The 25,850-nt window shown below is 44.8% G+C and carries 27 protein-coding genes; 21 read left to right on the top strand and 6 right to left on the bottom strand.

Annotated elements, in window-relative coordinates:
- Window positions 1-5 precede the first annotated feature (5 nt).
- Window positions 6-860: an SDR family oxidoreductase gene (locus ACYQ05_RS03095; protein ID WP_459818229.1), complete on the bottom strand. Its 855-nt coding sequence runs from the start codon at window positions 858-860 to the stop codon at window positions 6-8.
- Window positions 861-938: 78 nt separating this feature from the next.
- Between ACYQ05_RS03095 and ACYQ05_RS03090 the strand changes: the two genes are divergently transcribed.
- On the top strand, window positions 939-1,532 hold the full coding sequence (locus tag ACYQ05_RS03090; protein WP_459818227.1) for an LPP20 family lipoprotein: 594 nt from the start codon (window positions 939-941) through the stop codon (window positions 1,530-1,532).
- A gap of 59 nt (window positions 1,533-1,591) precedes the next feature.
- On the opposite strand, the gene ykgO is transcribed toward ACYQ05_RS03090, so the two are convergent.
- Complete coding sequence (gene ykgO, locus ACYQ05_RS03085; protein ID WP_459818225.1) at window positions 1,592-1,717, bottom strand: type B 50S ribosomal protein L36; 126 nt, start codon at window positions 1,715-1,717, stop codon at window positions 1,592-1,594.
- Window positions 1,718-1,941: 224 nt separating this feature from the next.
- On the opposite strand from ykgO, the gene yoaA reads away from it, so the two are divergent.
- The 4 genes from yoaA (at window position 1,942) to ACYQ05_RS03065 (ending at window position 6,025) form a co-directional block, all read left to right on the top strand.
- The gene (gene yoaA, locus ACYQ05_RS03080) at window positions 1,942-3,903 is read left to right on the top strand and encodes a DNA repair helicase YoaA (protein ID WP_459818223.1); all 1,962 of its coding nucleotides are present in this window, start codon (window positions 1,942-1,944) and stop codon (window positions 3,901-3,903) included.
- On the top strand, window positions 3,900-4,565 hold the full coding sequence (gene tsaB, locus ACYQ05_RS03075; protein ID WP_459818221.1) for a tRNA (adenosine(37)-N6)-threonylcarbamoyltransferase complex dimerization subunit type 1 TsaB: 666 nt from the start codon (window positions 3,900-3,902) through the stop codon (window positions 4,563-4,565). The genes yoaA and tsaB overlap by 4 nt, the downstream gene beginning before the upstream one ends.
- A gap of 147 nt (window positions 4,566-4,712) precedes the next feature.
- Window positions 4,713-5,174 carry a universal stress protein gene (locus tag ACYQ05_RS03070; protein WP_459818219.1) on the top strand — a complete coding sequence of 154 codons (462 nt, stop codon included), beginning with the start codon at window positions 4,713-4,715 and terminating at the stop codon, window positions 5,172-5,174.
- Between the two features lie 2 nt (window positions 5,175-5,176).
- On the top strand, window positions 5,177-6,025 hold the full coding sequence (locus tag ACYQ05_RS03065) for a hypothetical protein (protein ID WP_459818217.1): 849 nt from the start codon (window positions 5,177-5,179) through the stop codon (window positions 6,023-6,025).
- 6 nt (window positions 6,026-6,031) lie between these two features.
- Here the strand turns inward: ACYQ05_RS03065 and ACYQ05_RS03060 are convergent, their stop codons facing one another.
- The gene (locus ACYQ05_RS03060) at window positions 6,032-6,349 is read right to left on the bottom strand and encodes a hypothetical protein (protein ID WP_459818215.1); all 318 of its coding nucleotides are present in this window, start codon (window positions 6,347-6,349) and stop codon (window positions 6,032-6,034) included.
- A 171-nt stretch (window positions 6,350-6,520) separates the two neighbouring features.
- Between ACYQ05_RS03060 and ycaO the strand changes: the two genes are divergently transcribed.
- The 7 genes from ycaO (at window position 6,521) to ACYQ05_RS03025 (ending at window position 15,161) form a co-directional block, all read left to right on the top strand.
- A complete protein-coding gene (ycaO, locus tag ACYQ05_RS03055) occupies window positions 6,521-8,317 on the top strand; it encodes a 30S ribosomal protein S12 methylthiotransferase accessory factor YcaO (RefSeq protein ID WP_459818213.1) in 1,797 nt (598 codons plus the stop codon).
- Window positions 8,318-8,368: 51 nt separating this feature from the next.
- Window positions 8,369-9,328, top strand: coding sequence for an acetyl-CoA carboxylase carboxyltransferase subunit alpha (locus ACYQ05_RS03050; RefSeq protein WP_459818211.1), 960 nt, complete (start codon window positions 8,369-8,371; stop codon window positions 9,326-9,328).
- A gap of 16 nt (window positions 9,329-9,344) precedes the next feature.
- Window positions 9,345-10,682 (top strand): tRNA lysidine(34) synthetase TilS, encoded by a 1,338-nt coding sequence (tilS, locus tag ACYQ05_RS03045; RefSeq protein WP_459818209.1) that lies wholly within the window; start codon window positions 9,345-9,347, stop codon window positions 10,680-10,682.
- 143 nt (window positions 10,683-10,825) lie between these two features.
- Window positions 10,826-12,451 (top strand): CTP synthase, encoded by a 1,626-nt coding sequence (gene pyrG, locus ACYQ05_RS03040; protein ID WP_459818207.1) that lies wholly within the window; start codon window positions 10,826-10,828, stop codon window positions 12,449-12,451.
- Window positions 12,452-12,453: 2 nt separating this feature from the next.
- The gene (gene kdsA / locus ACYQ05_RS03035; protein WP_459818205.1) at window positions 12,454-13,296 is read left to right on the top strand and encodes a 3-deoxy-8-phosphooctulonate synthase; all 843 of its coding nucleotides are present in this window, start codon (window positions 12,454-12,456) and stop codon (window positions 13,294-13,296) included.
- A gap of 75 nt (window positions 13,297-13,371) precedes the next feature.
- The gene (eno, locus tag ACYQ05_RS03030) at window positions 13,372-14,661 is read left to right on the top strand and encodes a phosphopyruvate hydratase (RefSeq protein ID WP_459818203.1); all 1,290 of its coding nucleotides are present in this window, start codon (window positions 13,372-13,374) and stop codon (window positions 14,659-14,661) included.
- Window positions 14,662-14,750: 89 nt separating this feature from the next.
- A complete protein-coding gene (locus ACYQ05_RS03025; protein WP_459818201.1) occupies window positions 14,751-15,161 on the top strand; it encodes an FtsB family cell division protein in 411 nt (136 codons plus the stop codon).
- Here the strand turns inward: ACYQ05_RS03025 and ACYQ05_RS03020 are convergent.
- Window positions 15,158-15,730, bottom strand: a complete 573-nt coding sequence (locus ACYQ05_RS03020; RefSeq protein ID WP_459818199.1) for a Smr/MutS family protein — start codon at window positions 15,728-15,730, stop codon at window positions 15,158-15,160. The two genes, ACYQ05_RS03025 and ACYQ05_RS03020, sit on opposite strands and share 4 nt — an antisense overlap.
- A gap of 42 nt (window positions 15,731-15,772) precedes the next feature.
- On the opposite strand from ACYQ05_RS03020, the gene surE reads away from it, so the two are divergent.
- The 4 genes from surE to ACYQ05_RS03000 all read left to right on the top strand — a co-directional run bounded on the left by surE (window position 15,773) and on the right by ACYQ05_RS03000 (window position 18,703).
- Window positions 15,773-16,531 (top strand): 5'/3'-nucleotidase SurE, encoded by a 759-nt coding sequence (gene surE / locus ACYQ05_RS03015; RefSeq protein ID WP_459818198.1) that lies wholly within the window; start codon window positions 15,773-15,775, stop codon window positions 16,529-16,531.
- A 17-nt stretch (window positions 16,532-16,548) separates the two neighbouring features.
- On the top strand, window positions 16,549-17,289 hold the full coding sequence (locus ACYQ05_RS03010) for a protein-L-isoaspartate(D-aspartate) O-methyltransferase (RefSeq protein WP_459818196.1): 741 nt from the start codon (window positions 16,549-16,551) through the stop codon (window positions 17,287-17,289).
- Complete coding sequence (locus ACYQ05_RS03005; protein WP_459818194.1) at window positions 17,286-17,858, top strand: YqaA family protein; 573 nt, start codon at window positions 17,286-17,288, stop codon at window positions 17,856-17,858. Before ACYQ05_RS03010 ends, ACYQ05_RS03005 begins: the two co-directional genes overlap by 4 nt.
- Before the next feature lie 89 nt (window positions 17,859-17,947).
- Window positions 17,948-18,703, top strand: coding sequence for a LysM peptidoglycan-binding domain-containing protein (locus ACYQ05_RS03000; protein WP_459818192.1), 756 nt, complete (start codon window positions 17,948-17,950; stop codon window positions 18,701-18,703).
- Here ACYQ05_RS03000 and ACYQ05_RS02995 read toward each other — a convergent pair.
- Window positions 18,634-19,017 carry an Mth938-like domain-containing protein gene (locus ACYQ05_RS02995; protein ID WP_459818190.1) on the bottom strand — a complete coding sequence of 128 codons (384 nt, stop codon included), beginning with the start codon at window positions 19,015-19,017 and terminating at the stop codon, window positions 18,634-18,636. The genes ACYQ05_RS03000 and ACYQ05_RS02995 overlap by 70 nt on opposite strands.
- A gap of 117 nt (window positions 19,018-19,134) precedes the next feature.
- On the opposite strand from ACYQ05_RS02995, the gene alaC reads away from it, so the two are divergent.
- Genes alaC through ACYQ05_RS02980 form a run of 3 tightly spaced genes read left to right on the top strand, consistent with a single transcriptional unit; the run spans window position 19,135 to window position 22,791 of the window.
- Window positions 19,135-20,373, top strand: a complete 1,239-nt coding sequence (gene alaC / locus ACYQ05_RS02990) for an alanine transaminase (RefSeq protein WP_459818188.1) — start codon at window positions 19,135-19,137, stop codon at window positions 20,371-20,373.
- Between the two features lie 4 nt (window positions 20,374-20,377).
- Complete coding sequence (locus tag ACYQ05_RS02985) at window positions 20,378-21,694, top strand: homoserine dehydrogenase (protein ID WP_459818186.1); 1,317 nt, start codon at window positions 20,378-20,380, stop codon at window positions 21,692-21,694.
- Complete coding sequence (locus ACYQ05_RS02980) at window positions 21,685-22,791, top strand: hypothetical protein (protein ID WP_459818184.1); 1,107 nt, start codon at window positions 21,685-21,687, stop codon at window positions 22,789-22,791. The genes ACYQ05_RS02985 and ACYQ05_RS02980 overlap by 10 nt, the downstream gene beginning before the upstream one ends.
- On the opposite strand, the gene ACYQ05_RS02975 is transcribed toward ACYQ05_RS02980, so the two are convergent.
- Window positions 22,777-24,531: a single-stranded-DNA-specific exonuclease RecJ gene (locus ACYQ05_RS02975; RefSeq protein WP_459818182.1), complete on the bottom strand. Its 1,755-nt coding sequence runs from the start codon at window positions 24,529-24,531 to the stop codon at window positions 22,777-22,779. The genes ACYQ05_RS02980 and ACYQ05_RS02975 overlap by 15 nt on opposite strands.
- A gap of 34 nt (window positions 24,532-24,565) precedes the next feature.
- Between ACYQ05_RS02975 and ACYQ05_RS02970 the strand changes: the two genes are divergently transcribed.
- Window positions 24,566-25,171, top strand: coding sequence for a YqiA/YcfP family alpha/beta fold hydrolase (locus ACYQ05_RS02970; protein WP_459818180.1), 606 nt, complete (start codon window positions 24,566-24,568; stop codon window positions 25,169-25,171).
- 55 nt (window positions 25,172-25,226) lie between these two features.
- The gene (locus tag ACYQ05_RS02965) at window positions 25,227-25,850 is read left to right on the top strand and encodes a trimeric intracellular cation channel family protein (RefSeq protein ID WP_459818178.1); all 624 of its coding nucleotides are present in this window, start codon (window positions 25,227-25,229) and stop codon (window positions 25,848-25,850) included.

Below are 25,850 nucleotides of genomic sequence, written 5' to 3'. Positions count from 1 at the left end.
TTCTGTTACCTTTTTCCATTTCCACCGGCATAAAGAAGTAAAGTATCGAGCCAACGAGCAGGCAGAAGTCGTTTAAGAAGTGCAAAAACTTGCGTGGGGAGGGTAATACGATAACGAATTTTGGCTGGATGATGGGTGATGGCATGCTCTACTGCTTTTGTGACCGCTTCGGGTCCTAAGGTAAAGGGGGCCTGGCCTTTTTCTGCAGAAAGTCTTTCCATCATTGCTTGATAGGCGGGTTGATGAACAGAGTTTTCAGCATCTATCCAGCGTTTAAATTGTTGAAAAGCGTTGTGACGGAATTGGCTTTGAATTGGGCCGGGTTCAATTAAAATGATCTCTATGCCGCTTCTTTTAAGTTCGAGACGTAAAGTGTCTGCTAAACCTTCAATGGCAAATTTAGAGGCGTTGTAGGCGCCTCGATAGGCCATGGCTGCAAATCCAAGTATCGAGCTATTATAGATAATTTTCCCAGCGCTTTGCTGCCTCATAATGGGAATAACCAAATTGGTGAGATGTTGGGTGCCAAAAACATTGGTTTCAAATTGGTGCTGCAGTGCTTCACGGCTTAAATCTTCTACTGCGCCAGGAAGACCAAAAGCGGCATTATTAAACAGCACCTCAATTTTGCCATCGGTGGCTTGAAGGATTTGTTGAAAGGCGGATTCGGTCTGTTGAGGATCCGCTAAATCCAGTTGAAAACAGGTCAGCCCCTCCTGTTGCAGGCGCTTCACATCCTGAGGTTTTCGGCAGGTGGCAATGACCTGATAGCCTTGTTGATGAAAGTAGTGCGCGGCATGATAACCAATGCCACTAGAGCAACCGGTGATTAACAGCGTCTGTAGAGAATGAGCGGGCATAAACGTGTTTTCCTATCGACAAAGTTAAAAATTATATACAATGGCCTTGTTATGACTATAAATAATAGGGGAGTTTTTATGAAAAGTCACTTAATGTTGATACTGATTGCGGGCAGTTTGGTGATGAGTGGGTGTAGCAGTGAGCCGAAAAAAGAAGCTTCGCAAGCAGCCGTTTATGAGTGTGTTTTTCCAGGCAGTGATCAAGCTGCACCCGCTTGGGTGTGTGATGCGCCTGTCGAAGGGGTAGCTGTCAGTGCGGTTGGCATTGCGGAGCCTTCAAAGGCTGGGATCAGTTTTATGAAAGATATGGCTGCAGCGGATGCCAGAGGTCGGCTGGCTGAGCAGTTAAAGGTGCGTGTAGAGAAGATGGTGAAGCGTTATCTAGGTTCAACAGGCACCACCAAAGCAGAAGTGGTCGACAAGGTTGCCAGTTCTACCACAAAAACGATTACGGACCAGACATTAATCGGTTCAAAGGTGCTGAAAAGTGTCATGGGACCAAATGGGCGTCTTTATGTGTTGGTAGGTTTGGATAAGGAATCTGTGGCCAAGATTGCTGAGCAGGCGGTTCGTACCTCAATGAATAATCAATCTTCTTTATGGCAGCAGTTTAAGGCTAAGCAGAGTTTTGATGAGATGGCTAAAGAGATTGCACAACAGCCTGTGCAATAAGAGTAGAAATAAAAAAAGCGCCTGATCAGGGCGCTTTTTTAGGTTTAAAGCTTTGTCAATTATTTTTGACGTGCTTTAAAGCGAGGATTGGTTTTGTTGATCACATAAACCTTGCCGCGTCGGCGAACAATTTGACAATCCTTGTGACGATTCTTTGCAGATTTTAAAGAAGATAATACTTTCATATTAGATATCCAATAGTTAAGGAGAGTGTTTCTCTCAGGTTCAAATTTGAAACGCATATTATAAGGGCTGTTGTATGTTCTGTCAACTAAAGGGGGTGTATAAGCCTGTGGGTAAAATGTGTATGAAGATATTTTAAGTCTCAAAAAGGTGATCGCTTATAATGGCGCTCTATTGCAAACGACAAAAATCCATTTATCTTAATCTAAATGACACCTTAGCCTAAATGACAACTTTAGCCTCTCAAACGAACGAATCCACTTCTCCATCAGAAAATAATATTGAAGAAATCTTAGGGGTAGACGGCACTTTATCTAACGCCATTCAAGGTTATCAGCCTCGTGAAGCGCAGTTGGAGATGGCAAGATGTGTCGAGCACACCATTGAAAAATCGCAAACTTTATTGGTGGAAGCGGGAACAGGAACGGGTAAAACTTTTGCCTATCTGTTACCAGCGCTACTTTCAGGGAAGAAGGTGATGATTTCTACGGCGACCAAAAATCTTCAGCAGCAATTGGTCGAAAAAGATTTACCTTTAATACTTAAGGCCTTAAAAATTCAAGCAAAAGTTGAGATCTTGAAGGGACGAGAGAATTATATTTGTCCTCAACGCTTTGAGATGGTGCAAACTTCTGAACAACATAGTCGTGCAGACTGGCAGAAGCTCTCACTGATTCAACATTGGTTGGAAAAAACGGTTGACGGGGATAAAGCGACCTGCAGTGAACTGGATGAAAATGATCTAATTTGGCAGAAAGTGTGTGCGAAGTTAGAGTTTTGCCAAGCCAATGAGTGTAGCTCTGAAGAGGGCTGTTTTTATCCAGCCATTAAAAAACGGGCGCAAGAAGCAGAGATCTTAGTGGTGAATCACCATCTGTTTTGTGCCGATTTGGCCTTGCGTGAACAAGACAGAGGCGAGCTGTTACCCGAAGCAGAGGTGTATATCTTTGATGAAGCGCATCAACTACCGGATATTGCTGCACAATTTTTAGGTTTAAGTCTTTCACGTGGACAATTTGATGAGTTGATAAGAGAGGTTAAAAAAACGCAAAAAGCGGAAGCTGAAGAGATGCAGGCGTTGGTGGATCAAGCCAATGCACTGGATCAAGAGGTGAAAAAACTGAATGAGTTGTTTGGAAAGTGGGAGAAGCGTTGGACTTGGCAGATGCTTGAAAGCTTAGCACCTTTTGAGACGCAATTAAAACGGGTGAGTAATCACTTAGAGCAGTTAAATGAAACCTTAAAAACCGTCAAAGAACGCGGTAAGTTGTTAGCGGCCTTGCAGTCAAGAGTTGCAGAGATGTTGCATCAGCTTAACTACTGGCGCGCGCCGGAGTCGGATAAACAGGTGCGTTGGGCGGAGAGTAGTTTAGGGCGTTTTAAGCTGAATTTAACGCCGCTGTCAGTAGCCAGTGCATTTCAACGACAAAGAGAAGCCTTAGGCGGTGCTTGGATCTTTACTTCGGCCACCTTGACCGTGAACCATCAGTTTGACTACTTTGCAAACCGTTTAGGGTTGAATGAAGCTGAAAAATTAGCGCTACACAGTCCCTTTGATTATCAGCAGCAAGGTGTTATCTACCATCCCACTGGCTTACCGAACCCAAATGATCCTGAATATATTAAAATCTGTTTAAGAGCGATCTGGCCGGTGTTAAAAGCTGCTGAAGGGCGCACCTTTTTACTGTTTACCAGCTTTAGAGCGTTAAAAGAGGCCGCAGAGATTTTATCTCAACATTGGCCGGGCACCCTGTTTATTCAGGGGGATCAGCCGAAAAATGCGTTGTTGGATGCCTTTAAGCAAACAGAGCATGCGATTCTTCTGGGAACCAGCAGTTTTTGGGAAGGGGTGGATGTGAAAGGGGAAGCGCTTAAGGTGGTGATGATTGATCGCATTCCCTTTATTCCGCCAGACGATCCGGTGGTGCAAGCACGTGAAACCTACTTAAAAGAGAAGGGATTAAATGTCTTTGTGCATTTTCAGCTGCCGGAAGCGATTATGGCGCTCAAGCAGGGGTGTGGACGCCTGATTCGTGATATCAATGATGAAGGGGTTCTGGTTTTATGTGATCCAAGGCTGTCGACTAAAGGCTATGGGCGTCAGATTATGAACAGTTTACCGCCATTTCCTTGGGTGTACACCCCACAGCAAGCGGTTGCATTTTTAGAAAAGAAATTGGAAGCATGAAGATATTAGCGATTGAAACGGCGACAAAAGCGTGCTCTGCCGCCTTATGGTTGGATGGAGAAATTGTGGAGCAATTTGAAATAGCCCCTCAAAAACACGCCAATTTAATTTTGTCTCAAATTGAACACTGTTTTTCAGCTGCGGGTTTGTCAAAGGGCGATGTGGATGCGTTGGCCTTTGGTGAAGGACCAGGGGCTTTTACCGGTATTCGCATCGCGGCTGGCGTGGTCCAAGGATTGGCCTTGGGGTGGGCGAAACCTGTGATTGCCATTTCGAGTTTAGAGGCGTTGATGTGGCAGGGCTTTTTGGAAACTGGGCAAACGCATTGGCATGCGTTTCTCGATGCACGGATGAAAGAGGTCTACTTTCAAAGCGGTCATATTGAGGATGGCCGTTTACACGCAAATCTAGCTGAACTCATCAACTTAGAGAATATGCCAAGTGGTGGTGCTGCCGGCGTAGGGGATATTGCAGTGGAGTATCCAGAAAAAGTTGCGTCTTATAGGGAGCAGACTCTCTGGTTAGAGGCTTATCCGAGAGCTTCCGCCATTGCGGCCATTGCCAGTCAAAGGCCTGACGCGATGCATCTTTTAAATGAGGCGCTCCCCTTACCAGTCTATTTAAGAAACAATGTGGCAGAAAAACCAAAATCAAAGGGTTAGCGATGAGGGCGTAGTGCTGGAATGAGAACTGTCTAATTTTTAATCAGTGCTATAAAGGATTTAGACTTTAAAGAAATTTTTGGGGATAATCATCAACTGCACACAAGGTTATCCACAGAAGTTGTGAGTAAATAAGGAGACGATACCATGCACAACTATACAATGATTTTAGTTCCGGTCGATTTTTCAGAACACAGCGAGCAAGCCGTTGGCCGTGCGGTCAATATGGCGATGCTGTATGAAGCAGATATTGAGCTGTTTCATGTGACTGAAGTGCCGACTTATCCAATTCTTGAGGATATCGCGGTAACCGGTGCGCCAGGCATTTGGGATGTAGAATTGACCCAAGAGATTGTTGAGGCCGCCGAACAACGTTTACATAAATTGGCCAAAGAAAATGGTCTGAAGCCTGAGCAGTGTAAAGTGGTTGTGGGGGTACCTTCAGTCGATATTGTGGAGCGAGCAGAAGAAGTGGGGGCTGATCTTATTGTGATGGGGCGTCACGGTCTTTCTTTTTTAGAAAAATTGGTGGGCTCAACCACTGATGCGGTGATGCATCATGCAAAATGTGATGTGATGGCGGTTTATAAACCTAACAATGAGTCATGAGAATGAAAAGAATTCAGTTTTTAAAAGTGGTTTTTATGGGGCTGCTGCTGGTGAGTCAAAGCCTGTGGGCTGCTGGCAAAACCTTTAAGGTAGGTGAGACAATTTTTGTTGGCTTCCCAGCTGCCAATATCAAGGATGATGCCTTTATTATTGGTTTGGTCACCCATGTTTTACCTAAAGATCGCTATCAAATTAAGGTAATGGATTATGTTAAAGGGCATGATTATGGCATTTCTTGTGTCCCCATTGCGGTGGATGATCAAGGAACTGCATCGGTCGATAAAGGTTGGGAGATGTGGGAGGATAAGAAATCACTGACGCAAAATGGCTTAGAGTATATTGTGGATGGCAAGCATGTGATGCCTTTAGCGGAAGGGCAGCATAAATTTATTACGCGAAATAATGTGTATACCAATTATCAACGTTGGCGTTCACATGCCCCCATGCTGAGTGTGGATCGTTTGAATATTGCGGAAAATGAAGCGCGTTCAGTCGGATTAGATGAGATGATTCCCGCTTTTGAGTTGGCTAAGAAAGACCGTCAAGCCTATTATGAAGGCAATTTTGGTCGCCCTTATTGGCCACATGAAGCAGTGATTCGGTTGCCTGCGGTGTTAAAGGCGGTATTGGATGAATTGAAAACCCACCCAGAACTCAAAAAGCAGTGGTTTGCTAAACAGCGGGATTGGAAAAAAATTAACCAAGATACCTATCTATATTTTACACTTGACGCCATTGATAAAATTGTTGAGGATGCACGCTATACAGTGGAAGATGCGGATAAAAGTCAAGTCGACCCTAAAGCGTTAGCAGAGGTCAATGCCTTGCTCGACCAATTGAAAAGAAATTAGACTTAATTAGAAAAGATTAGAAAAGTGATAAAAGGTTGTGTTGAGATAATCTGTCACATCATGCATTTCATCCTCAAACCAGCCAATTTTCAGATTGCTTTCGCATCGTTTGACCTGTTGATGTAAGTGCTTCAGATTTTCCATTTTAGAAGGACCATAATGAAAGGTTTTTTCTGAGTGGCACCGCATACAATTGGCTTCATTGACCAACATTAGACCAGTTGGCAGGCGTTTCGATTCAGCTAATGCTTGAGTCCCTACGCTACTGATAAATAAAAGCAAAATAAAATTGAACACCTGTTTGTGATAGATATGATATTGCATCATGAGCCCCTCAGTTTTTGTTTTTATGGATAAAATTGTGCGCCAAAAAAGATCTTTTCGATTTTCATTTTACACAGGATCGCGTTGATTCATAATGAAATGTATTTATGATAAGTCTTTATAATTGAAAGATTTTTATATAATTTATGCCTAATATAAGAGATGCCTAATATGGTTGATAAAAAAAGCTACGCCCCCCAGACTTCAGAAACCACCTATATAAAAGGGAAAGATGCGTGTCTAGAACATTCACTGTTTAAAATGCAATCGCTGTTAAAGCGAGGCGGTTTTGCGATAGAAGAAGCTTCGTGGCTGAATCCAGTGCCTAATGTCTACTCTGTTCATATTCGCGATCGCCGTCATCCAGCTTTATTTACCAATGGTAAAGGCGCCAGTCGAAAAGCCACTTTGGCCAGTGCCTTGGGTGAATTTTTTGAGCGGCTTGAGACCAATTATTTTTTCTCAGATTATTATCTACAGCCAGTCCTTTCGGAACAGTCATGGCTCTACTATCCGGATGAAAAAGCATTTGCCTTATCGGATTACAAGCAATGCTTAACGCCTGAACTTTGGCAACTGTATGATCCTGAGGAGCAGATTCAAGCAGAGGATCTGTTAAGCTTTAATGATCAAACCGACTCGATTCGTTGTCTGCCTTTACAGCCCGTTTATAGTGACCAAAAGCAAGAAGAAGTGACCGCGGAGACGGTTTATTTTCCAATGAATATGCTGAGTAATTTATATGCCAGTAATGGCTTGGCTGCAGGGAATACCCAGTTTGAGGCTCAAGTGCAAGGGCTGTCGGAAGTTTTTGAACGCTGGGTGAAAAAGCGGATTTTGACTGAAAACCTCTGTTTGCCAGAAGTGCCGCCTGAACACCTGGAATCGTTCCCTTTTGTGTTGGAAGCGATCAATCAGCTCAAAGCTTCTGGTATTGAAATTTCGGTGCGAGATGCCTCATTAGGGGGGAAATACCCGGTTATCTGCATTATTTTATTTGAATCCGCTATGGGGCGCTGTTTTGCCTCCTTTGGTGCGCACCCTATTTTTGAAGTGGCATTGGAACGCACCTTAACCGAGTCTTTGCAAGGTCGAAGCTTGGATCGTTTGGAAGGTTTTCAAACGCCTGTATTTGATGAGGATTTGGCAGCCAGTGATGAAAATATTGAAAACCACTTTATCGACTCCAGCGGCTTGTGGCATGTTCACTTTATTGGGCAGAAGGCAGATTTTGATTTTGTCCCTTGGGATTTTGAAGGCGAGACTTCAGAGCAGTGGCAATTTTTGATTGAAATCCTCGAAGCTGAGGGCTATCAAGCCTATATTGCAGAGTATGAACATTACGGCGTGCCAGCGTGCCGTATTATTGTTCCCGGTATATCAGAAATTTATCCGATGGATGAGCTGTTAGACAGGAATCAAAATGTTGGTCGACAGGTGCGCGCTTTGATCCAAGATTTAGTCGATTCAGCTCAAGAAAAAATCCATTTTTTAGAGGCGCTAGAAGCTTTTGAATCGCTTGGTTTGAGCGACCATCAAGGCATGGCGAATTTAATTGGGTTGTCCGCAGATGATGACAGTCCGTGGAAAACTTTGAAGGTGGTTGAATTTAGAATGTGGTTGTATTTGGCGATAAAGGATTATGAGACGGCTGCGGACTGCTTAGAAGATAGCCTCTACTATGTCGAAAATGCGTCGGATAGAGTGTTTTATCAGTGTCTGTTGTTTATCTTAAATGCAAAAGCCTATCAGCTGTCCTCTGAATTGTTGCCTGATGCGGCTTATGCGCTGTTTGGGCAGCAAACAGTTGAAAAGGCAATGGCGTGTATTGAAGGTCAGTTGTTTTTTGGTGGGTTACCTATGGGTGAAAATGCTTTTAAAGAGAGCAAAAGCCACCAAAAGTTATTGGCAATCTATCAGCAAACGAATGAAATTAAAGTGCACCCCATTCAAGCAGAGATTTCTTAAGGGGTCTCTGTTAAAATATACAGATTATTAGATTGGTAAGAGAGAGCCGTTATGAAATTGGACTTTTTAGACTTTGAGCAGCCGATTGCAGAGTTAGAGGCAAAAATTGATGAGCTTCGACATTTAAAAGGGGACAGTGATCTGGATTTGGTCCAAGAGATCTCTGCTTTGGAAGCGAAAAGTAAGAGCTTAACGGAGTCTATTTTTAAAAATCTGACCGATGTACAGATTGCCCAGCTCTCTCGCCATCCTCAGCGCCCCTATATGCTAGATTATATTCAGCATATTTTTACAGATTTTAAAGAATTACATGGGGATAGAGCTTTTGCGGATGATAAAGCCATTGTCGGAGGACTTGCTCGAATTGAGGGGGAGCCGGTAATGGTGATTGGTCAGCAAAAAGGGCGAACCACTAAAGAAAAAGTCGAGCGTAATTTTGGGATGCCACGACCAGAAGGCTATCGAAAAGCGTTGCGTTTGATGAAAATGGCTGAACGCTTCGGCTTGCCTGTGTTGACCTTTATTGATACCCCTGGGGCTTATCCCGGAATTGATGCTGAAGAGCGCTTTCAAAGTGAAGCCATTGCCCGTAACTTAATGGAAATGGCAGAATTAAAAGTACCGATTATTTGTACAGTCATCGGTGAAGGTGGATCTGGAGGGGCTTTAGCGATCGGCGTCGGTGATGTGACCATGATGTTGCAATATTCGACCTATTCTGTGATTTCGCCTGAAGGTTGCGCCTCAATTTTATGGAAAAACCAAGCGAATGTGGCAGATGCAGCGGCTGCTTTGGGGATTACGGCGCCACGGTTAAAAGAACTTGGGCTGATTGATGAGATTATTCCGGAGCCTCTCGGTGGGGCACATCGTAATCATCAGCAGGCTGCAGAAAATGTGAAGCAAGCGTTGACGCATCAGTTGGCGCAATTAAAAGCGCAACCGCTTGATGAATTAGTCGATCAGCGGTATCAGCGCTATATGCGTTATGGCAATTGGGAAGAAGCCTAGCGCTAGACTCGATTTGATGAAATCCTCTGTTGAAACGGTTGTGCAAACGGTTCAGTCCATTTGGCAACCGTTTTTTATTTCTGATCTTTCTTTGCCGCATTTCTACCTGGCTGTCAGTGGTGGCATGGATTCAATGGTCCTGCTAGATGCTTGGTATCACTCAATCCAATCGCTCTCACCCTCAGAGCAATTAAAGCTGATAGAAAACACCTATGTTTTGCATGTGCACCATGGTTTGCAATCTGCCGCAGATGAGTGGTATGCCTTTTGTCATCAACAAGCGCAAAAGTATGGATTTGATTTTTTAGGGATAAAAGTCCAAATTCCCCAGTCCTGCATTCAACAAAAGGGCTTAGAGCAAGCGGCACGTCAGGCACGACAACAAGCGTTTCGCAATCAGTTACGGGCTGGGGATCAACTGCTCACTGCCCACCATCAGCGAGATCAAGCAGAAACCCTGTTACTGAATCTTTTTCGGGGGGCAGGGGTAGCAGGGCTACAGGGAATGCCGCTGCAGAAGAGATTTCCACTCGAAAATGGGGAGGCGATACATTGGCGTCCCTTTTTATCGCTGTCTTATCAAACCTTGTCGGATTATGCGCAGGCGCATTATTTGTCGTGGTGTGAAGATCCAAGTAATCAAGACATTACTTTACGCCGTAATTTTGTGCGCCATCAGCTGTTACCGCTGGTTAAGCAACAGTGGCCTATGGCAGAAGCAAAATTGGCGGAAACGGCTCAATGGATGCAAGAGGCGCAGCAACTGCTTATTCAGCTGGCAGAGCAAGACTTAAGCGCATGTGGTCTTCACGCTTTGCCTGCTTCTCATTTTATGTCTACAACCCATTGGATAGCATTGATGCCTCTTAAGACACTGAGCAGTGAAAGGCAAAAAAACGCACTGCGAACTTGGTTGGCAAAAGTGACTGGATTGGCCCCCAGCGCCCAACAGCTGAAAATGATCTTTCAGCAGATCGTCCATAATTCCAATTCGCAAGCTTCAGCTAAAATTCAGGTCGGTCACTGGTGGGTGAGAGGCTTTCAAGGTAAAATCTATCTCGTTAATAGTTTAAATGAATTCAGTAGCTTGGAATCTATTTTTGATGCTTTATGTAAAGATAAGCGCTTTCAAATAAATTCAACAGAGCTTGAATACCTTTCGCAGCTGAAATGGCAAACTTTACAGCAAGCCAAGCAGAGTAAACAGTGGCATACCAGCGGTCGTTTTAAGAAATGGTTTCAATCGCATCAAATTCCCCCGTGGCAAAGAGAGAATTGGCCTGGGGCTTGGGTGGAAAATCAGTTTGTTTTAGCAGGTATGCCAGGCTTAAAAGGGGTTCGTTATCGTCTGTGAGCTTTAGCAAATGGATCTGTGAACGGATTTAAATTGAACTCTTAATGCTTTTACATTGCTAAAAATAGGGGGGTAGGCTATAATTTTCTCCCATTCTTTTGGGCTGAATTTGCCCCATTTCAACATAAAATTAGAAGAATGTTATGACAAAATTTATATTTGTGACCGGTGGAGTCGTCTCTTCTCTGGGCAAGGGGATTGCTGCGGCTTCTTTAGGTGCGTTGCTAGAAGCACGTGGCCAAAAAGTCAGTATGTTAAAAATGGATCCTTATATTAATGTGGATCCTGGCACCATGAGTCCACTTCAACATGGGGAAGTTTTTGTCACCGATGATGGGGCAGAAACAGATCTGGATTTAGGTCATTATGAGCGTTTTGTTCAACGCCATTTTACGCGTCATAACAGTTTTTCCACTGGACAAGTTTATGAAAGTGTCATTCGTAAAGAGCGAAGAGGCGATTATCTAGGTGGCACCGTTCAAGTAATCCCCCACATCACCGATGAGATTAAACGCCGCATTCTGCGAGCGGCTGAAGGATTTGATGTCATTATTGTTGAAGTGGGTGGAACAGTGGGTGATATTGAATCTTTACCCTTTTTAGAAGCCATTCGACAAATGGGGGTCGAACAAGGGCGAGACAACGCCTTGTTTATGCATTTGACGCTCCTGCCTTATATTGCAGTAGCTGGGGAAGTCAAGACCAAGCCTACGCAACATTCTGTTAAAGAGTTGCGCTCAATTGGGATTCAACCGGATATCTTGGTTTGTCGTTCCGAATTACCGCTTTCTGAAAGTGAACGCAAAAAAATTGCCCTTTTTACCAATGTTGAAGAGCAAGCGGTCATTAATTCCCTAGATGCTGACACCATCTATGCCGTGCCCCGTATGCTTCATGAACAAAAGCTGGATGATTTGGTGGTTAAACGCCTCGGTATTGAAGGTCAGCCCTTGGATTTAAGCGATTGGGATGCGGTGGTTAAAGCGCAAATGAACCCACAACGCAGTGTGGATATTGCGATGGTGGGTAAATATGTGGATTTAACAGAAGCTTATAAGTCATTGATTGAAGCGTTGATTCACGCCGGTATCCATACCCATACAGATGTCAATATTCATTATATCGATTCTGAAAACCTAGAAACAGATGGACTTGCGGCCCTTGAAAACATGGACGCCATTTTGGTCCCCGGCGGTTTTGGTGAGCGTGGGGTAGAAGGTAAAATTAAAGCCATTCAATATGCGCGGGAAAATAAGATTCCTTATTTAGGGATTTGTCTGGGCATGCAAATGGCGGTTGTCGAGTATGCGCGTCATGTTGCTGGCATGGAGGGTGCGCACAGCACAGAACTCAATCCAGAAACTCCTTATCCAGTGGTTGCTTTGATTACGGAATGGGTAAACGAAGCGGGAGAAGTGATTCACCGAGATCAAAATTCGGATTTAGGTGGCACCATGCGTTTAGGGGGGCAAAACTGTCGCTTAGTGCCTGGCACGCAAATACATCAAATTTATCAAGCAGACACCATTCGTGAACGTCATCGTCACCGTTATGAAGTCAATGATGGTTATGTGAAAGCACTTGAAGATGCGGGTCTGGTGATTTCAGGGCGTTCAGAAGAAGGTGACTTAGTTGAAACCATTGAAATTCCTGAACACCCTTGGTTTGTGGCCTGTCAATTCCATCCAGAATTTACCTCGACGCCTCGGAATGGTCACCCCTTATTTAAAGCTTTTGTCGAGGCTGCTAATCAATTTAAAGGAAAGTAAGTATGCAATTGTGTGGATTTGAAGTTGGCATTGATCAACCGCTCTTTTTAATCGCAGGGCCCTGTGTGATCGAATCTGAGTCTTTGGCCATGGAAACGGCCGAGACCCTGAAAAAAATGACGGAAGAGGTCGGTATTCCTTTTATCTATAAATCCTCTTATGACAAGGCCAACCGCTCTTCAACTAAAAGCTTTCGTGGCTTAGGGGTTGAAGAAGGGTTGAGAATCTTGCAAAAAGTGAAGGATGAAGTTGGTGTGCCGGTTTTAACCGATGTTCATGAAGACTCTCCTTTGGATGAAGTGGCTTCCGTGGTCGATGTGATGCAAACCCCCGCTTTTTTGGTCCGTCAAACCAACTTTATTCAAAATGTTTGCCGTCAAGGAAAACCGGTGAATATCAAAAAAGGGCAGTTTCAGGCGCCCTGGGATATGAATCAGGTGGTGGAAAAAGCGCGTGAAGTCGGCAATGAACAAATTATGGTGTGCGATCGCGGCACCTCGTTTGGTTATAACACCTTAATTTCAGATATGCGCGGTTTAGCGTCTATGCGTAGCACAGGTTGTCCAGTGGTGTTTGATGCCACTCACTCTGTGCAACAACCGGGTGGGCAAGGCACCACTTCAGGTGGCCAACGTGAATTTGTACCTGTGTTAGCACGATCTGCGATTGCAGCCGGCGTATCGGGTCTGTTTATGGAGACCCACCCTGATCCAGAATGTGCGTTGAGTGATGGTCCAAATATGTGGCCGCTTGGGCAATTAAAGCCTTTATTGGAAACCATGAAAGCCTTGGATGATTTAGTCAAAGCAGAAGGCTTTATTGAGAATGACTTACTGCTGAAGTAACGCATTTGTCATTAAGACGTCACTTGAAGCATGATAAAGTAAAGACAATTTTAGAAAAATAAGTAGGAAAAAACTATGCCATTAATTAAAGACATTAAGGCCAGAGAAGTGATTGACTCTCGTGGCAACCCAACCGTAGAAGCAGAAGTGTATTTAGAAGATGGTTCAATGGGCCGCGGGATTTCTCCATCAGGTGCTTCTACAGGTTCGCGTGAAGCCATTGAACTTCGCGATGGTGATCAAAGTCGTTATATGGGTAAAGGCGTCTTAACTGCTGTTAATAACATTAATACCGAAATTCGTGATGCCCTACTTGGCAAAGAAGCGACTGAACAAGCGGCGATTGACCAGCTGATGATTGATCTGGATGGCACTGAGAACAAAGGCCGTCTAGGTGCAAATGCAATTTTAGCGGTTTCGATTGCCACTGCTCGTGCAGCTGCGACTTCTCAAGGTCAAGCGTTATTTGAATATCTCAAAACTGATACTTATAAAATGCCTGTACCGATGATGAATATCATCAATGGTGGAGAGCATGCAGACAACAGTGTTGATTTCCAAGAATTTATGATTATGCCAGTAGGCGCCCCATCCATGGCGGAGGCCATTCGCTATGGTTCAGAAATTTTTCATACATTGAAAAAAGTGTTGCATAGTAAAGGTTATAACACTGCAGTAGGGGATGAAGGCGGTTTTGCGCCTGATTTGAAATCGAATGAAGAAGCGATTACTGTAATTTTAGAAGCGATTGAAAAAGCCGGCTATAAAGCGGGTGAAGATATTATGATCGCGATGGATGCAGCCTCTTCTGAGCTATATGATGAAAGTGATGGCCTTTACCATTTAAAATCTGAGAATCGTAAATTAACTTCTGCCGAAATGGTTGATCTATTGGGTGAATGGGTAGAGAAATATCCGATTATCTCTATTGAAGATGGTTTGGATGAGAGCGATTGGGATGGTTTTAAACTGCAAACGGAAAAATATGGTGATCGACTACAGATTGTAGGAGATGACCTATTTGTGACCAATCCTAAAATTTTGAAAGAAGGGATTGAAAAAGGGATTGCTAACTCAATCTTGATTAAGATTAACCAGATTGGTACTCTGACTGAAACCTTTGAAGCGATTAAGATGGCGAAAGAAGCCGGTTATACCGCGGTGGTTTCTCACCGTTCAGGTGAAACCGAAGATACCACAATTGCTGACATCGCAGTGGCGACTGGATCGGGTCAAATTAAAACAGGTTCTATGTCTCGTACTGATCGTATTGCCAAATATAACCAATTACTGCGCATTGCTGAAAAATTGGGAGATGAAGCACTCTATCCAGGTATGGATGCCTTCTACAATTTGAAAAAATAAACATTTGCCTGAATTTCAGGTTTTAGCTTAAAAACGGCTCAATGGCATTCATTGAGCCGTTTTTATTTCGGTATAATGAAACGAGACCTATGCATGAGATGGTTCTACATCCCACTCATGCAAAGGTCTCGAAACAATTCAGCTTCATTGGATGGATGATGTATAAAAAGTTTGTTGTTTTACTGATTGTGATCATTTTTTTATTACTGCTTAAGCTTTTTTCTTCAGAGGGGGGCTTGGCAGAATATTGGAAAGTCTCAGCAGAACTTGAAGCGCTTAAGGCAAAAAATCACCAGCAGGCTGAATTAAATCAACAACTTAAGCAAAAAGTATATGCTTTGCAGCATAATCCAGAAGCGATTGAGACTTTAGCGCGACAAAAGTTAGGGATGATTGGAGAGAATGAAATCTTTATCCAAGTGATTGAAACCCCTAAAGCGCCTGAACAGCACCATGCTTCGGAGACGTCAGCTTCTCCCAGTCCTGCGTCAAAACCTTAATTTTTTAAAAAGACATAAACTGCGCCTGTCCCACCATCTTTCGGTTGGGCACTACAGAATGCCAAGACAAATGGCAGTTGCCGTAGTCGACTATTCACCAGATTTTTTAAAGCAGGGGTGTCACTGTCGGAATGGTAACCTTTACCATGCACTATGATGACATAGCGTGCATTTTGTTGGTGTGCTTCTTGTAAGAAATTGAGTAGAATGCGATCGGCACTGTCAATGGTCTCTCCATGCAGGTCTAGATGCCAATAAGTTTTAAAATCTCCTTTTTTGAGCTTTTTCCAGTCTTTAGGTTTGAGTTTTTGACGCTCATATTGCATGGACTCAAAAGCAGAAACGGTGTGATGCGGCTCATAGTGCAGGTCCTTTGCGAATTCATCCGGGTGTTCTACCGTGTTTGCAGTCCGTTGACGCAGTTTTAAGCGTTGACCTCGGCTCATCCATTTTCGCTTTTGCTGGTTTTGCGCTTGTTGGATTTGCTCAGAAGTTTGACTTTTTATAGGGCGTGCATCCGCCACGGCTTGACGAAACAAGTTTTTATCTTCATCACTTAGCGCAGTCACTATATAATTCCAAGTTCAACTTAATTAAGACTATTTTACCCAATGAAAATTTTATTATCGAATGATGACGGTTTTTTTGCGCCAGGCATACAAGCTTTGGCACAAGCTTTATTAGAAAGTGATTTTTGCCAAGAATTCGTCGTTATGGCGCCTGATCGTAACCGCAGCGCGGCCAGTAATTCACTCACGCTAACGGAACCGCTGCGCATGACCCGTCGAAATGAGTATGCGTTTCCCGTCTATGCGGTGAATGGCACGCCGACGGATTGTGTCCATTTAGGGATGAATGGTGGCCTGCCTTTTACCTTTGATTTAGTGGTTTCGGGCATTAATGCAGGCGCCAATATGGGCGATGATGTGCTCTATTCGGGTACCGTGGCAGCGGCAACTGAAGGACGGTTCTTAGGTAAGCCCTCTGTGGCCATTTCTTTATGTGGTGATCAGCATTTTGAAACCGCTGTAGCGGCCTTTATGCAGTTTATGCAGCAGGTTTATTTTAAAGTGCCTGTGCCGGAAAGTACCATTTTTAACTTAAATGTGCCTGATATCCCATTGTCAGAACTTAAAGGGTTGCAAGTGACGCGCTTGGGCAGAAGACACGCCTCAGAGCCGATTGTGGCGGATAAGGACCCGAGAGGTCTTCCCATCTTTTGGGTGGGGCCAGCAGGTGATGCAGCAGATGCTTCAAAAGAGACAGATTTTTATGCCGTTGAAAATAAGTATGCCTCTTTAACGCCCTTACACATTGATTTAACGAACTACGATTTACTTAAAGTTTTACGTGATGCGGCTAAAGAATAAAGAAGAGAGGCGTAGAAATGAGCTTACAAACGCTTGGAAAAATCCATTATCCAAATCCATATTTTGAAAAGTATCAAGGGGTTGGGATGAACTCTCAACGTACGCGTGATCGCCTCATCGAAAGGTTAATGGAAAAGGGGATACAGAATACAGACGTGCTGAGTGTCATGCGTGTGACGCCAAGACATTTGTTTTTAGATGAGGCTTTAGCGAGCCGTTCTTATGAGGACACGGCGTTACCGATTGGGCATGGACAGACACTTTCTCAGCCTTGGGTGGTCGCGAAAATGACAGAGTTTATCCTGTCAGGTGCGACAAAACCGCAAAATGTATTGGAAATTGGTACTGGCTCAGGTTATCAAACGGCGATTTTGGCGCAATTGGTTCCAGAAGTTTATACAGTGGAGCGTATTGGTCCTTTGGCACACAAGGCTAAACAAGTGCTACAAAAATTGGGGATTGCAAATGTTCATTTTGCCTTAAGCGATGGGCATTGGGGATGGCCGAAAAATGCGCAACCCGCTCCGAAACAATTTGATGCGATTTTATCGGCGGCAGCCCCAGAAGAGGTACCGGAATCCTTGTTTCACCAGCTCAAGGTCGGTGGACGTATGGTGATTCCAGTGGGCTCACAATCGCAAGTGCAGCAGTTAATGGGCTATGAGAAAACGCCGCAAGGCATTGAAGCAACCGTTTTAGAACAGGTGCGTTTTGTGCCGATGTTAACTGGGGTGGTGGATGAAGGGGAGAGCCTATGAAGTTATTCTCTCCTTTATATGACAGAGCCATTCAATGGTCAAAGCATCCGCAAGCAGCTAAGTATTTGGCGGGATTGAGTTTTGCCGAGGCATCATTTTTTCCGATTCCGCCAGATGTGGTATTGATGCCCATGAGCCTATCTCAGCCGCAGAAAGCGATGCATTTTGCCTGGATAGCCACATTGTTTTCGACCTTAGGTGGACTTTTAGGTTATGGGATTGGCTATTGGGGCTTTGAGGCAATTCATCCATGGTTGATAGAGTTGGGGTATGCGCAGAAAATTGAGCAAGTTCAACAGTTTTTTGAACTGTACGAGGTGTGGGTGGTGTTTATTGCCGGCTTTAGCCCTATCCCCTATAAGCTGTTTACGATTACTGCAGGTGCGGCGCAAATGGCATTATTCCCATTTTTGATTGCCGCATTGGTAGGCAGAGGGTTGCGCTTTTTTCTCGTCGCTTGGTTAATGAAAATAGGTGGGGAGCGTTATGAAGCAAAGATTCGCGCCTCAGTGGATTGGATCGGTTGGAGTGTGGTAGCCTTAGGTGTGCTCTATTGGCTAATTAAATGAGACCTTTGCACGAGATGGCTCTACGGCTAAAAATGGCTAATTAATAAAAGGCGTCAGTTTTTGATTTTTAAAAGAAAAAGGAGCGGAAAATGACTTTAATGGAAAGTCTTTGGAAGCGGTTAAGAACCCCCGGATTGATCATTGGCATAATGGTGATGGGATTAAGTGGCTGTTCTCTGTTCCCCCACTCTGACACTTCTTCTCAAGTTTCTAAAATGCGCTTTAGTGATAGTGGCTGTAAAAGCGGTCATTACCGGGTTAAAAAAGGGGACAGTGTTTTCCGCATTGCCAAAAAATGTGGGATTAATCCCTTAGCGTTGGTGGATGCAAATGCGCTCCTCCCGCCTTTTGTTCTTCATATTGGTCAGCAGTTGAAGATTCCAAAAACTGAGTATGGTGCAAAACGTCAATTTAACCGTAAAGTCAGTCGGCCAAAGCGCCTATGGCAGCTGCCTGTTTCTCAACAGAGCGCCATAGAAAGTTTGAAAATCAAAAATAAAAGGCTATTTATCTACCCTAAAAAGCCCACTTTTCTTTATGCAGTCGCGCCAGGAACAGTGGCTTATATGGGAAAAAGTATCCCAACTCAGGGTCTGATGGTGATTGTCAAACACCCAGATGGCTACCTCTCAGTTTATACCCGTTTGGCAACCAGTTTTGTTAAAAAAGGCCAAAAAGTGAGCACAAGCACTAAATTGGGAGTAGTTGTGCCGACTTTAAACTCTGAAAAAGCCCCTTATGTTGAAGCGCGCTATTTAGGGCGCAGGGTCTCCATTTATCCTTTATTCTCTGAAAAAATTAGAGCAATTATCACCTCGCGGTCTTCCGTGGTTAACACATTATAAGTCCGACATGCGGCGCGATTGTCCATCACTTCCAAACCGATTCCTTTTTGCGCACAGAGATAAAAGAGTTCCGGCTTGGGAAACACCTGCGTCTCTCCCGTCCCTAAGATAATCACTTCAGGTTTAAGTTCAAGAATAGGGGCTAAGGTCTCTTCATTTAGTTCATCAGGTTGGTGGCAATTCCAGTGTTCAACTAAAGTGTGATGGTTGAAAAAACAACTGTCTGTCAGCTCTTGATCATTGACAGTCACCTTACCTGGTTGATAACGCCTCACCGTTAAAATATTGCTGTCTCGATGTTCTGTAAATTTCATTTCTGTTTCCTTTTGGTTATCGCAGGTGGACAAACTATTTTACTGTGAATTTTATTAGATGAGGTGCTAAAATGTACGGCTTCTATTTCACCCATTATGTTGTGTAAAGGAATTGCTGTGACCGAAGAATTTCAAAGAATCAAACGACTTCCTCCTTATGTGTTTAATATCGTTGGTGAATTAAAAGCGGAAGCGCGTCGCCGTGGGGAGGATATTATTGACTTTGGTATGGGCAATCCTGATCAAGACACCCCCAAACACATCGTAGATAAGCTGGTAGAGGTGGCGCAAAGAGAAGGGGTACACCGTTATTCGGTCTCTCAAGGTATTCCACGTTTGCGTAAAGCGATTTGTAATTGGTATCAAAATAAATTTGACGTGGAGCTCGATCCAGATAGTGAAGCGATTGTCACGATTGGTTCGAAAGAGGGATTGGCGCATTTGGCTTTAGCCACTGTTGAACAGGGCGATACAGTCTTAGTCCCCAATCCAGCTTATCCGATTCATCCTTATGGTTTTGTGATTGCGGGTGCGGATATTCGGCATGTGCCGATGACCGAAGAGGTGGACTTTTTTGAAGAGCTGAAAAAGGCGATAAAAGACACTTGGCCCAAGCCTAAAATGTTGCTGCTCAATTTTCCCGGAAACCCGACGACGCAAATGGTAGATTTGGAATTTTTTGAAAAAGTGGTCGCCATTGCTAAAAAGCATAATATTTGGGTGATTCACGATCTGGCCTACGCAGATATTGTGTTTGATGGTCATAAAGCGCCTTCGATTATGCAGGTGGAAGGGGCAAAAGATATAGCGGTGGAATTTTATACCTTGTCAAAAAGTTACAATATGCCAGGTTGGCGTGTTGGCTTTATGGTCGGCAATCCGACCCTTGTGCATGCGCTTAAACGCATGAAATCCTATTTAGATTATGGCATGTATACCCCTATTCAAGTGGCGGCCATTACCGCATTGGAAGGACCTCAAGAGTGTGTAGCTGAGATTCGCGATATGTATAAACAGCGTCGTGATGTGCTCTGTCACGGGTTAAACAGTGTCGGTTGGTCGGTGACACCCCCTGCAGCTACCATGTTCGTTTGGGCGAAAATCCCCGAATTCTATAAAGAGATGGGATCTTTAGAGTTTTCTAAGCATCTGCTTCAAGTAGCCAAAGTAGCGGTTTCACCAGGTATTGGTTTTGGCGAATATGGGGATGATCATGTCCGGTTTAGTTTGATTGAGAATGAACATCGTACGCGGCAAGCCATTCGCGGTATTCGCGAGATGTTCCGAAAAGATGGCTTTATCCCGGATGAAGTTTTTATTGCACAACAAGCAGAGAAAGAAGAGCAAAAGGATTAACACCGTGAAAACCATTCAAATTGGCCTTTTAGGTTTTGGGACCGTCGGAGGCGGAACCCTGCAGATTCTCCAACAAAATATCGCTGAGATTCGCCGTCGTTTAGGGGTGGAAATTGCGGTCAAAATAATTGCTGTACGCGATCTAAATAAACCGCGTGCGGTTGAGACTGGATCGATCGAGTTGACCACAGAGCCTGAAAAGGTGGTGAACCATCCGGAAGTGGATATTGTTGTTGAATTGATGGGGGGCACGGGACTCGCCAAAAAGTTGCTTGAACAAGCGATTCAAAACGGTAAGCACATTGTTACCGCTAATAAGGCATTGATTGCAGAGCATGGGAATGAACTGTTTACCTTAGCGGCGATCCATAAGGTGCATATTTTTTATGAAGCGGCGGTTGCCGGTGGGATTCCGATCATTAAAGCACTGCGTGAAGGGTTAGCGGCGAACCGCATGCAATGGGTTGCGGGGATTATTAATGGAACGGGTAACTATATCTTGAGCGAAATGAAAAAACCCGGCGCAGACTTTGATTCAGTGCTGAAAGTGGCTCAGGATTTAGGGTATGCGGAAGCCGATCCAACTTTTGATGTGGAAGGGATTGATGCGGCGCATAAATTGACCATTTTGGCTTCAATCGCTTTTGGCATACCGCTTCATTTTGAAAAAGTCTATACCGAAGGCATTAGTCAAGTCACAGCAGAAGACATTCAGTTTGCAGAGCAGATGGGGTATCAAATTAAGCACTTAGGGGTGGCCTCAAAAACCGATAAAGGTGTCTCATTAAGAGTGCACCCAACGCTGGTCGCGAATAACGTACTGCTTGCCAATGTGAATGGGGTCATGAATGCAGTGATGACTTATGGAGAACCCGTTGGAGAAACTCTTTATTATGGTCCAGGTGCGGGGGCTGGGCCAACGGCCAGTGCGGTGGTCGCGGATATTGTGGACTGTATTCGCGCCATGCAAGCGAACCTACCCGTAGCGCCTTTAGGGTATCAGCAGCTGGATGAAACCCTTGAGGTCGTCGATATTCAAACGGTGGCTTCCGCCTTTTATTTGCGTTTCTTTGCCAAAGATCATGCAGGGGTTTTGGCTAAAGTGAGTACGATTTTGGCGGAGGAAGGCATCAGCATCGAAAAACTCCATCAAGAGCCTTGCCAAAAACAGCCAGAAGATGCCACGATTGTGATGTTGACAGATCAGGTGGTTGAATCTGCGATGGAGAAAGCCATTGCTCAGTTGAGTCAACTGCCTGAAGTGGACGGTGAAGTGATGCGCATTCGCATTGGGGATTTTGAAAGTTATTCGTGTCTTTAGCCGCTTCTCAATCTAACGCTTCCTGTGCGGTTACCTTATGGTTGCCGGGGGTTTTCTCTAAGGGCAGACTGGCTGAATCAGAGCAGTTGCCTCAGCTGCAACTGCCGGCCTTACAAACGTTACTTTCTAAAGGCCAGCGGTTGCCTTTGCCTGAAAAATTGAAGCAGTCCGCTCAATTTTTTCGCACGGCCAGTTATTTAGCTCATCAACCTGACTTAATCCCCATTGCGCCCACTACAGCGATGGCAGAGGTATCGGCGTTTGCCTCTCAAAAAGCGCATTTTTGGGTGAAGGTGGATCCCGTTCACTTTGTACCTGATCGCGATACGCTGTTAATGTTGCCGCAAAATCAACTCGGCATTACCGAAGACGAATCCCAAGCATTATTGCACGCTTTTAATCAACATTTTGCCGAAGAAGGGCTGCAACTCTATTATGGCGCGCCTAACCGTTGGTATCTATCTATCGCGCAGCCGATTGACTTACGGACGACACCTTTAGCCGATGCCACCATGACGCCCTTAATGGCATGCTCACCGCAAGGAAATGCGGCCAATTATTGGCTCAAGCTGATGAATGAAACGCAGATGTTGTTTTATACCCATCCCGTAAATGAAAAGCGACGTGCACAAGGCCTATCTGAAATCAATGGGATTTGGGTGTGGGGAGAAGGGCAGTTAGAGGTTGAAAAAATCCAGAGCAAGCCGGATTTAAAAATTTTTGCGCAATCCCCTTATTTAAAAGGCTTGGCCAAATTAATTCAGGCTGAAATATCAGATATTTCGCCTGAAAAGATACAGAATTCCCAGTCCTGCCGTCAGCTGTTGTCAGAAAACAGCGGCCGACATCTCTTATTGGTGATGGATCAGCTATCTGAACAGCTTTCTAACTTGACGGAAACGCAATGGATAGAGGTGCTCCAGGATTTAGAAGCGCGTTGGTTTGCTGCTTTATTACAAGCCCTTAAAGCGGGTGAAGTGCACTCCCTTTTATTGGTGCTGGGTAATGGGGTGCAATATCACATTCAACCTAAAGATTTAAAACGCTTTTGGCGGTGGAATAAAAAGCTGGTTAAGGCGCTTTCAGTCGATCGCTAGGATTCTTAGCTGCAATGAGGTGCGCCCATAAAAGGTATTTAATGCAGGTTGATAGGCGCATAGGATCTTCTCGCCAGGCACCCATGTCGTCGGTTCGTCGGCGTCTTGTTTCGCATTAAAGAAAATCGCGCTGAAACGTTGGCCACTTTCGCTGACTAGGCGAAAAGAGAGATGGGTTTGGGTTTGACCCACTGCTTTGACCTGGTCAATTAAAAAAGTGCCTGAAAAAACGGGTTGCGGCCACTCTCGTCCATAGGGCTCTAGCTGGTTGAGCTCTTCGATGAGTGCGGGGGTTAGCCATTGATCCGGTAAGGTGCCATCGGTTTCAATGATCGGGCAGGGGGCTTCCTTGCCTAACTGTTGTTGAATCGCCTGTTCAAATAGGTCGGCAAAGACCTCATATTTTTCAATCGGAATCATACAACCTGCGGCGCCTTTGTGGCCGCCCATCGACTTAAACAGTTCTGAATCCTGCTCACTCATCCACTGAAAAGCTTCACGTAAGTCCACACTGGGCACAATGCCACGACCTGAACCGGCCAGGTAACCGTCCTCCAAGTCGGTCATCGCTACAGTGGGGACGCCATAGCGTTCACCAATGCGGGAGGCAATAATCCCTTGTATCCCCGCATTCCCCGTCATTTTAATGGCGAGACTATATTTATTAGGGTGATAAAGTGCCTGCGCGATAGCATTGGCTTGATCAAGCATGGCCTGCTGCTGCAGTTTACGTTGGGCATTGTCTTCATCCAGCTGCTGTAAAGCCAATAAGGCTTCTGAAATAGAGTTTGCATTGAGGAATTGAAAAGCGGTGTTGACATTGCTGACTCGACTGGCTGCATTGATACGTGTCGCCACTTGAAAACCGAGATATTCGGCATTAAAGGGTTGGTTTTGATTATCATGAAATTGACGCATGGCTTGCCATGCAGGAACGGTAAACTGATTAATTTGGGCAAGACCGGCGAGCACAATGGCGCGGTTATTCGGACTTTTTAAGCTGACACTGTCGGCAACCGTTCCCAAAGCGACATTCAGGGCTAAGTTTTTGAGTGTTGGGGTATCGGCGGAAATCTTTCCACGTTCAATCAGCACACGTCGAACTTGACTCATCACCAGAAAGAGGACATAACAGCCGGCGACGGTCTTATCATAGTTACAGCCTGCTTGTTGTGGGTTGACCGTACAGACTGCGCTCGGTGGCGGACCTTCTATCGCCATTTGATGGTGGTCGGTGACACACACTTTGATGCCCGCTTGTGCTAATTTTTGAATCCTAGGCTCATCGCTGGAGCCTTGGTCTGCGGTAATCACCAGTTCAATGGGTTGCTCAATGTTTAAAATGCGTTCAACCACTTCATCGGTAATGCCATAGCCGGTTTTACGTTCGCCAATCACATGCGTAATACGCTCTGGCGGCACGTCAAAATAATCAATCAAGGCTCGGGTACCCACCCAGGCGGAAGTAACACCGTCTGTATCATAGTCGGTCGCTAATACGATTTGCCCTTCGCCTTCAATGGCATCGGCAATCAGTTCTGCGGCTTTTTGTGCATTTTTCAATGCAGTCGGTGGTTGAATGTGTTTTAATTTAGGAAAGACAATTTTTTTAAGCGTTTCCGGCCAGTCTGGATCGGTATCGGGGTTTAAACGGTTGGCCACCAGTTTGGCTTGTAGATCAGACAAACCCAGTTGTTTAGCTGCTTCATAGATGGGTTTGGCCGTTTGTCGTTCAATCATTTGGGGCTTTTTGATCATAAGGGGATTATAGCAGATGAAGACACAACATTTACTTTACCTACACGGTTTTTTGAGTGATGAAAACAGTGTGAAAGGGCAATTTGTCAAGCAACGACTCGCAGAGGATATGCCCAATGTGCAGGTACACTGCATCACTTACCCCATCTCATTACCAGATATCAGTGTCGGATATATTAAAAACTATATTGAGTATCAGATGCTTGCAGATCAAACGGAAGAGACGCCTATCGACTGGGCCGTGATGGGGTCCTCAATGGGTGGCTATTATGCGCAATATATTGCGCGTCAATATGGCGTGCCCTACATTATGATTAATCCTGCTTTAGACCCTGTAACCACCCTGTCAGAGCATATGGGCGAACACCAGCACCCTCGAACGCGTGAGCAAATCAATATTAATGAGCAGTATTTGGCACAGTTGGCGACTTATGACGTCACCCCTGAAGCGTGGGAAGAGGCATTACTCTTAATTGATCGTGGGGATGAAGTGCTTGACCCAAATTATGCGATGGCGCTTTATCAAGATCGCTGCAAGTGCTTGATTTATGAGCAAGGCGATCACGCTTTTCAACATTTAGAGGATGCTTGGCCGCATATTTTAGAGTTTCTGAAACGTTAATCAGCGTAGACTTCAAAACAACATGGGCGATAAATCAGCGTGTATAATATCGCTCATGTTGATTCATACCACCCTTCACTATTTAGATTTAATCGGTACGGTCGTTTTTGCGATGACCGGGTTGCTGGCTGCCTCTCGTAAGGCGTTAGATCTTTTTGGCGCCATTGTCATTGCGATGGTGACGGCGATTGGTGGCGGTACCTTAAGAGACCTATTGTTAGGGCAGCCGGTGTTTTGGGTCATGCAACCTATCTATGTTTATATAGTGGTGATTTCAGCCCTCTTTCTGTTTTTCTTTGCGCGTTTAAAACCGATCCCGATCACCCCTTTAGTCTATTTGGATGCCCTAGGCTTAGCCGCTTTTACCATTATTGGTACGCAAAAAGCGATGCTGCTAGGGTTGGATGATGCCATAGCGATTATGACCGGCATGATGACCGGTGTTGTGGGTGGGGTGATTCGTGATGTCTTGATGGGGGAAGTGCCCCTCATTTTCCGAAAAGAGATTTATGCCACCGCCTCTTTTGTGGGGGCGAGTCTTTTTTTACTGCTCTCACACTGGCAGGTGACAGAAGATGTGGTGATTTCGCTCTCGGTGATCACCATTTTTCTGCTACGCTATTGGGCGATTCGTCGCGATATTCGCTTGCCTATTTTTCAACCGCTTTCACATGATTAG

This window comes from Galenea microaerophila (assembly GCF_054657255.1).
This window is presented reverse-complemented; position numbering and strand designations above follow the sequence as displayed.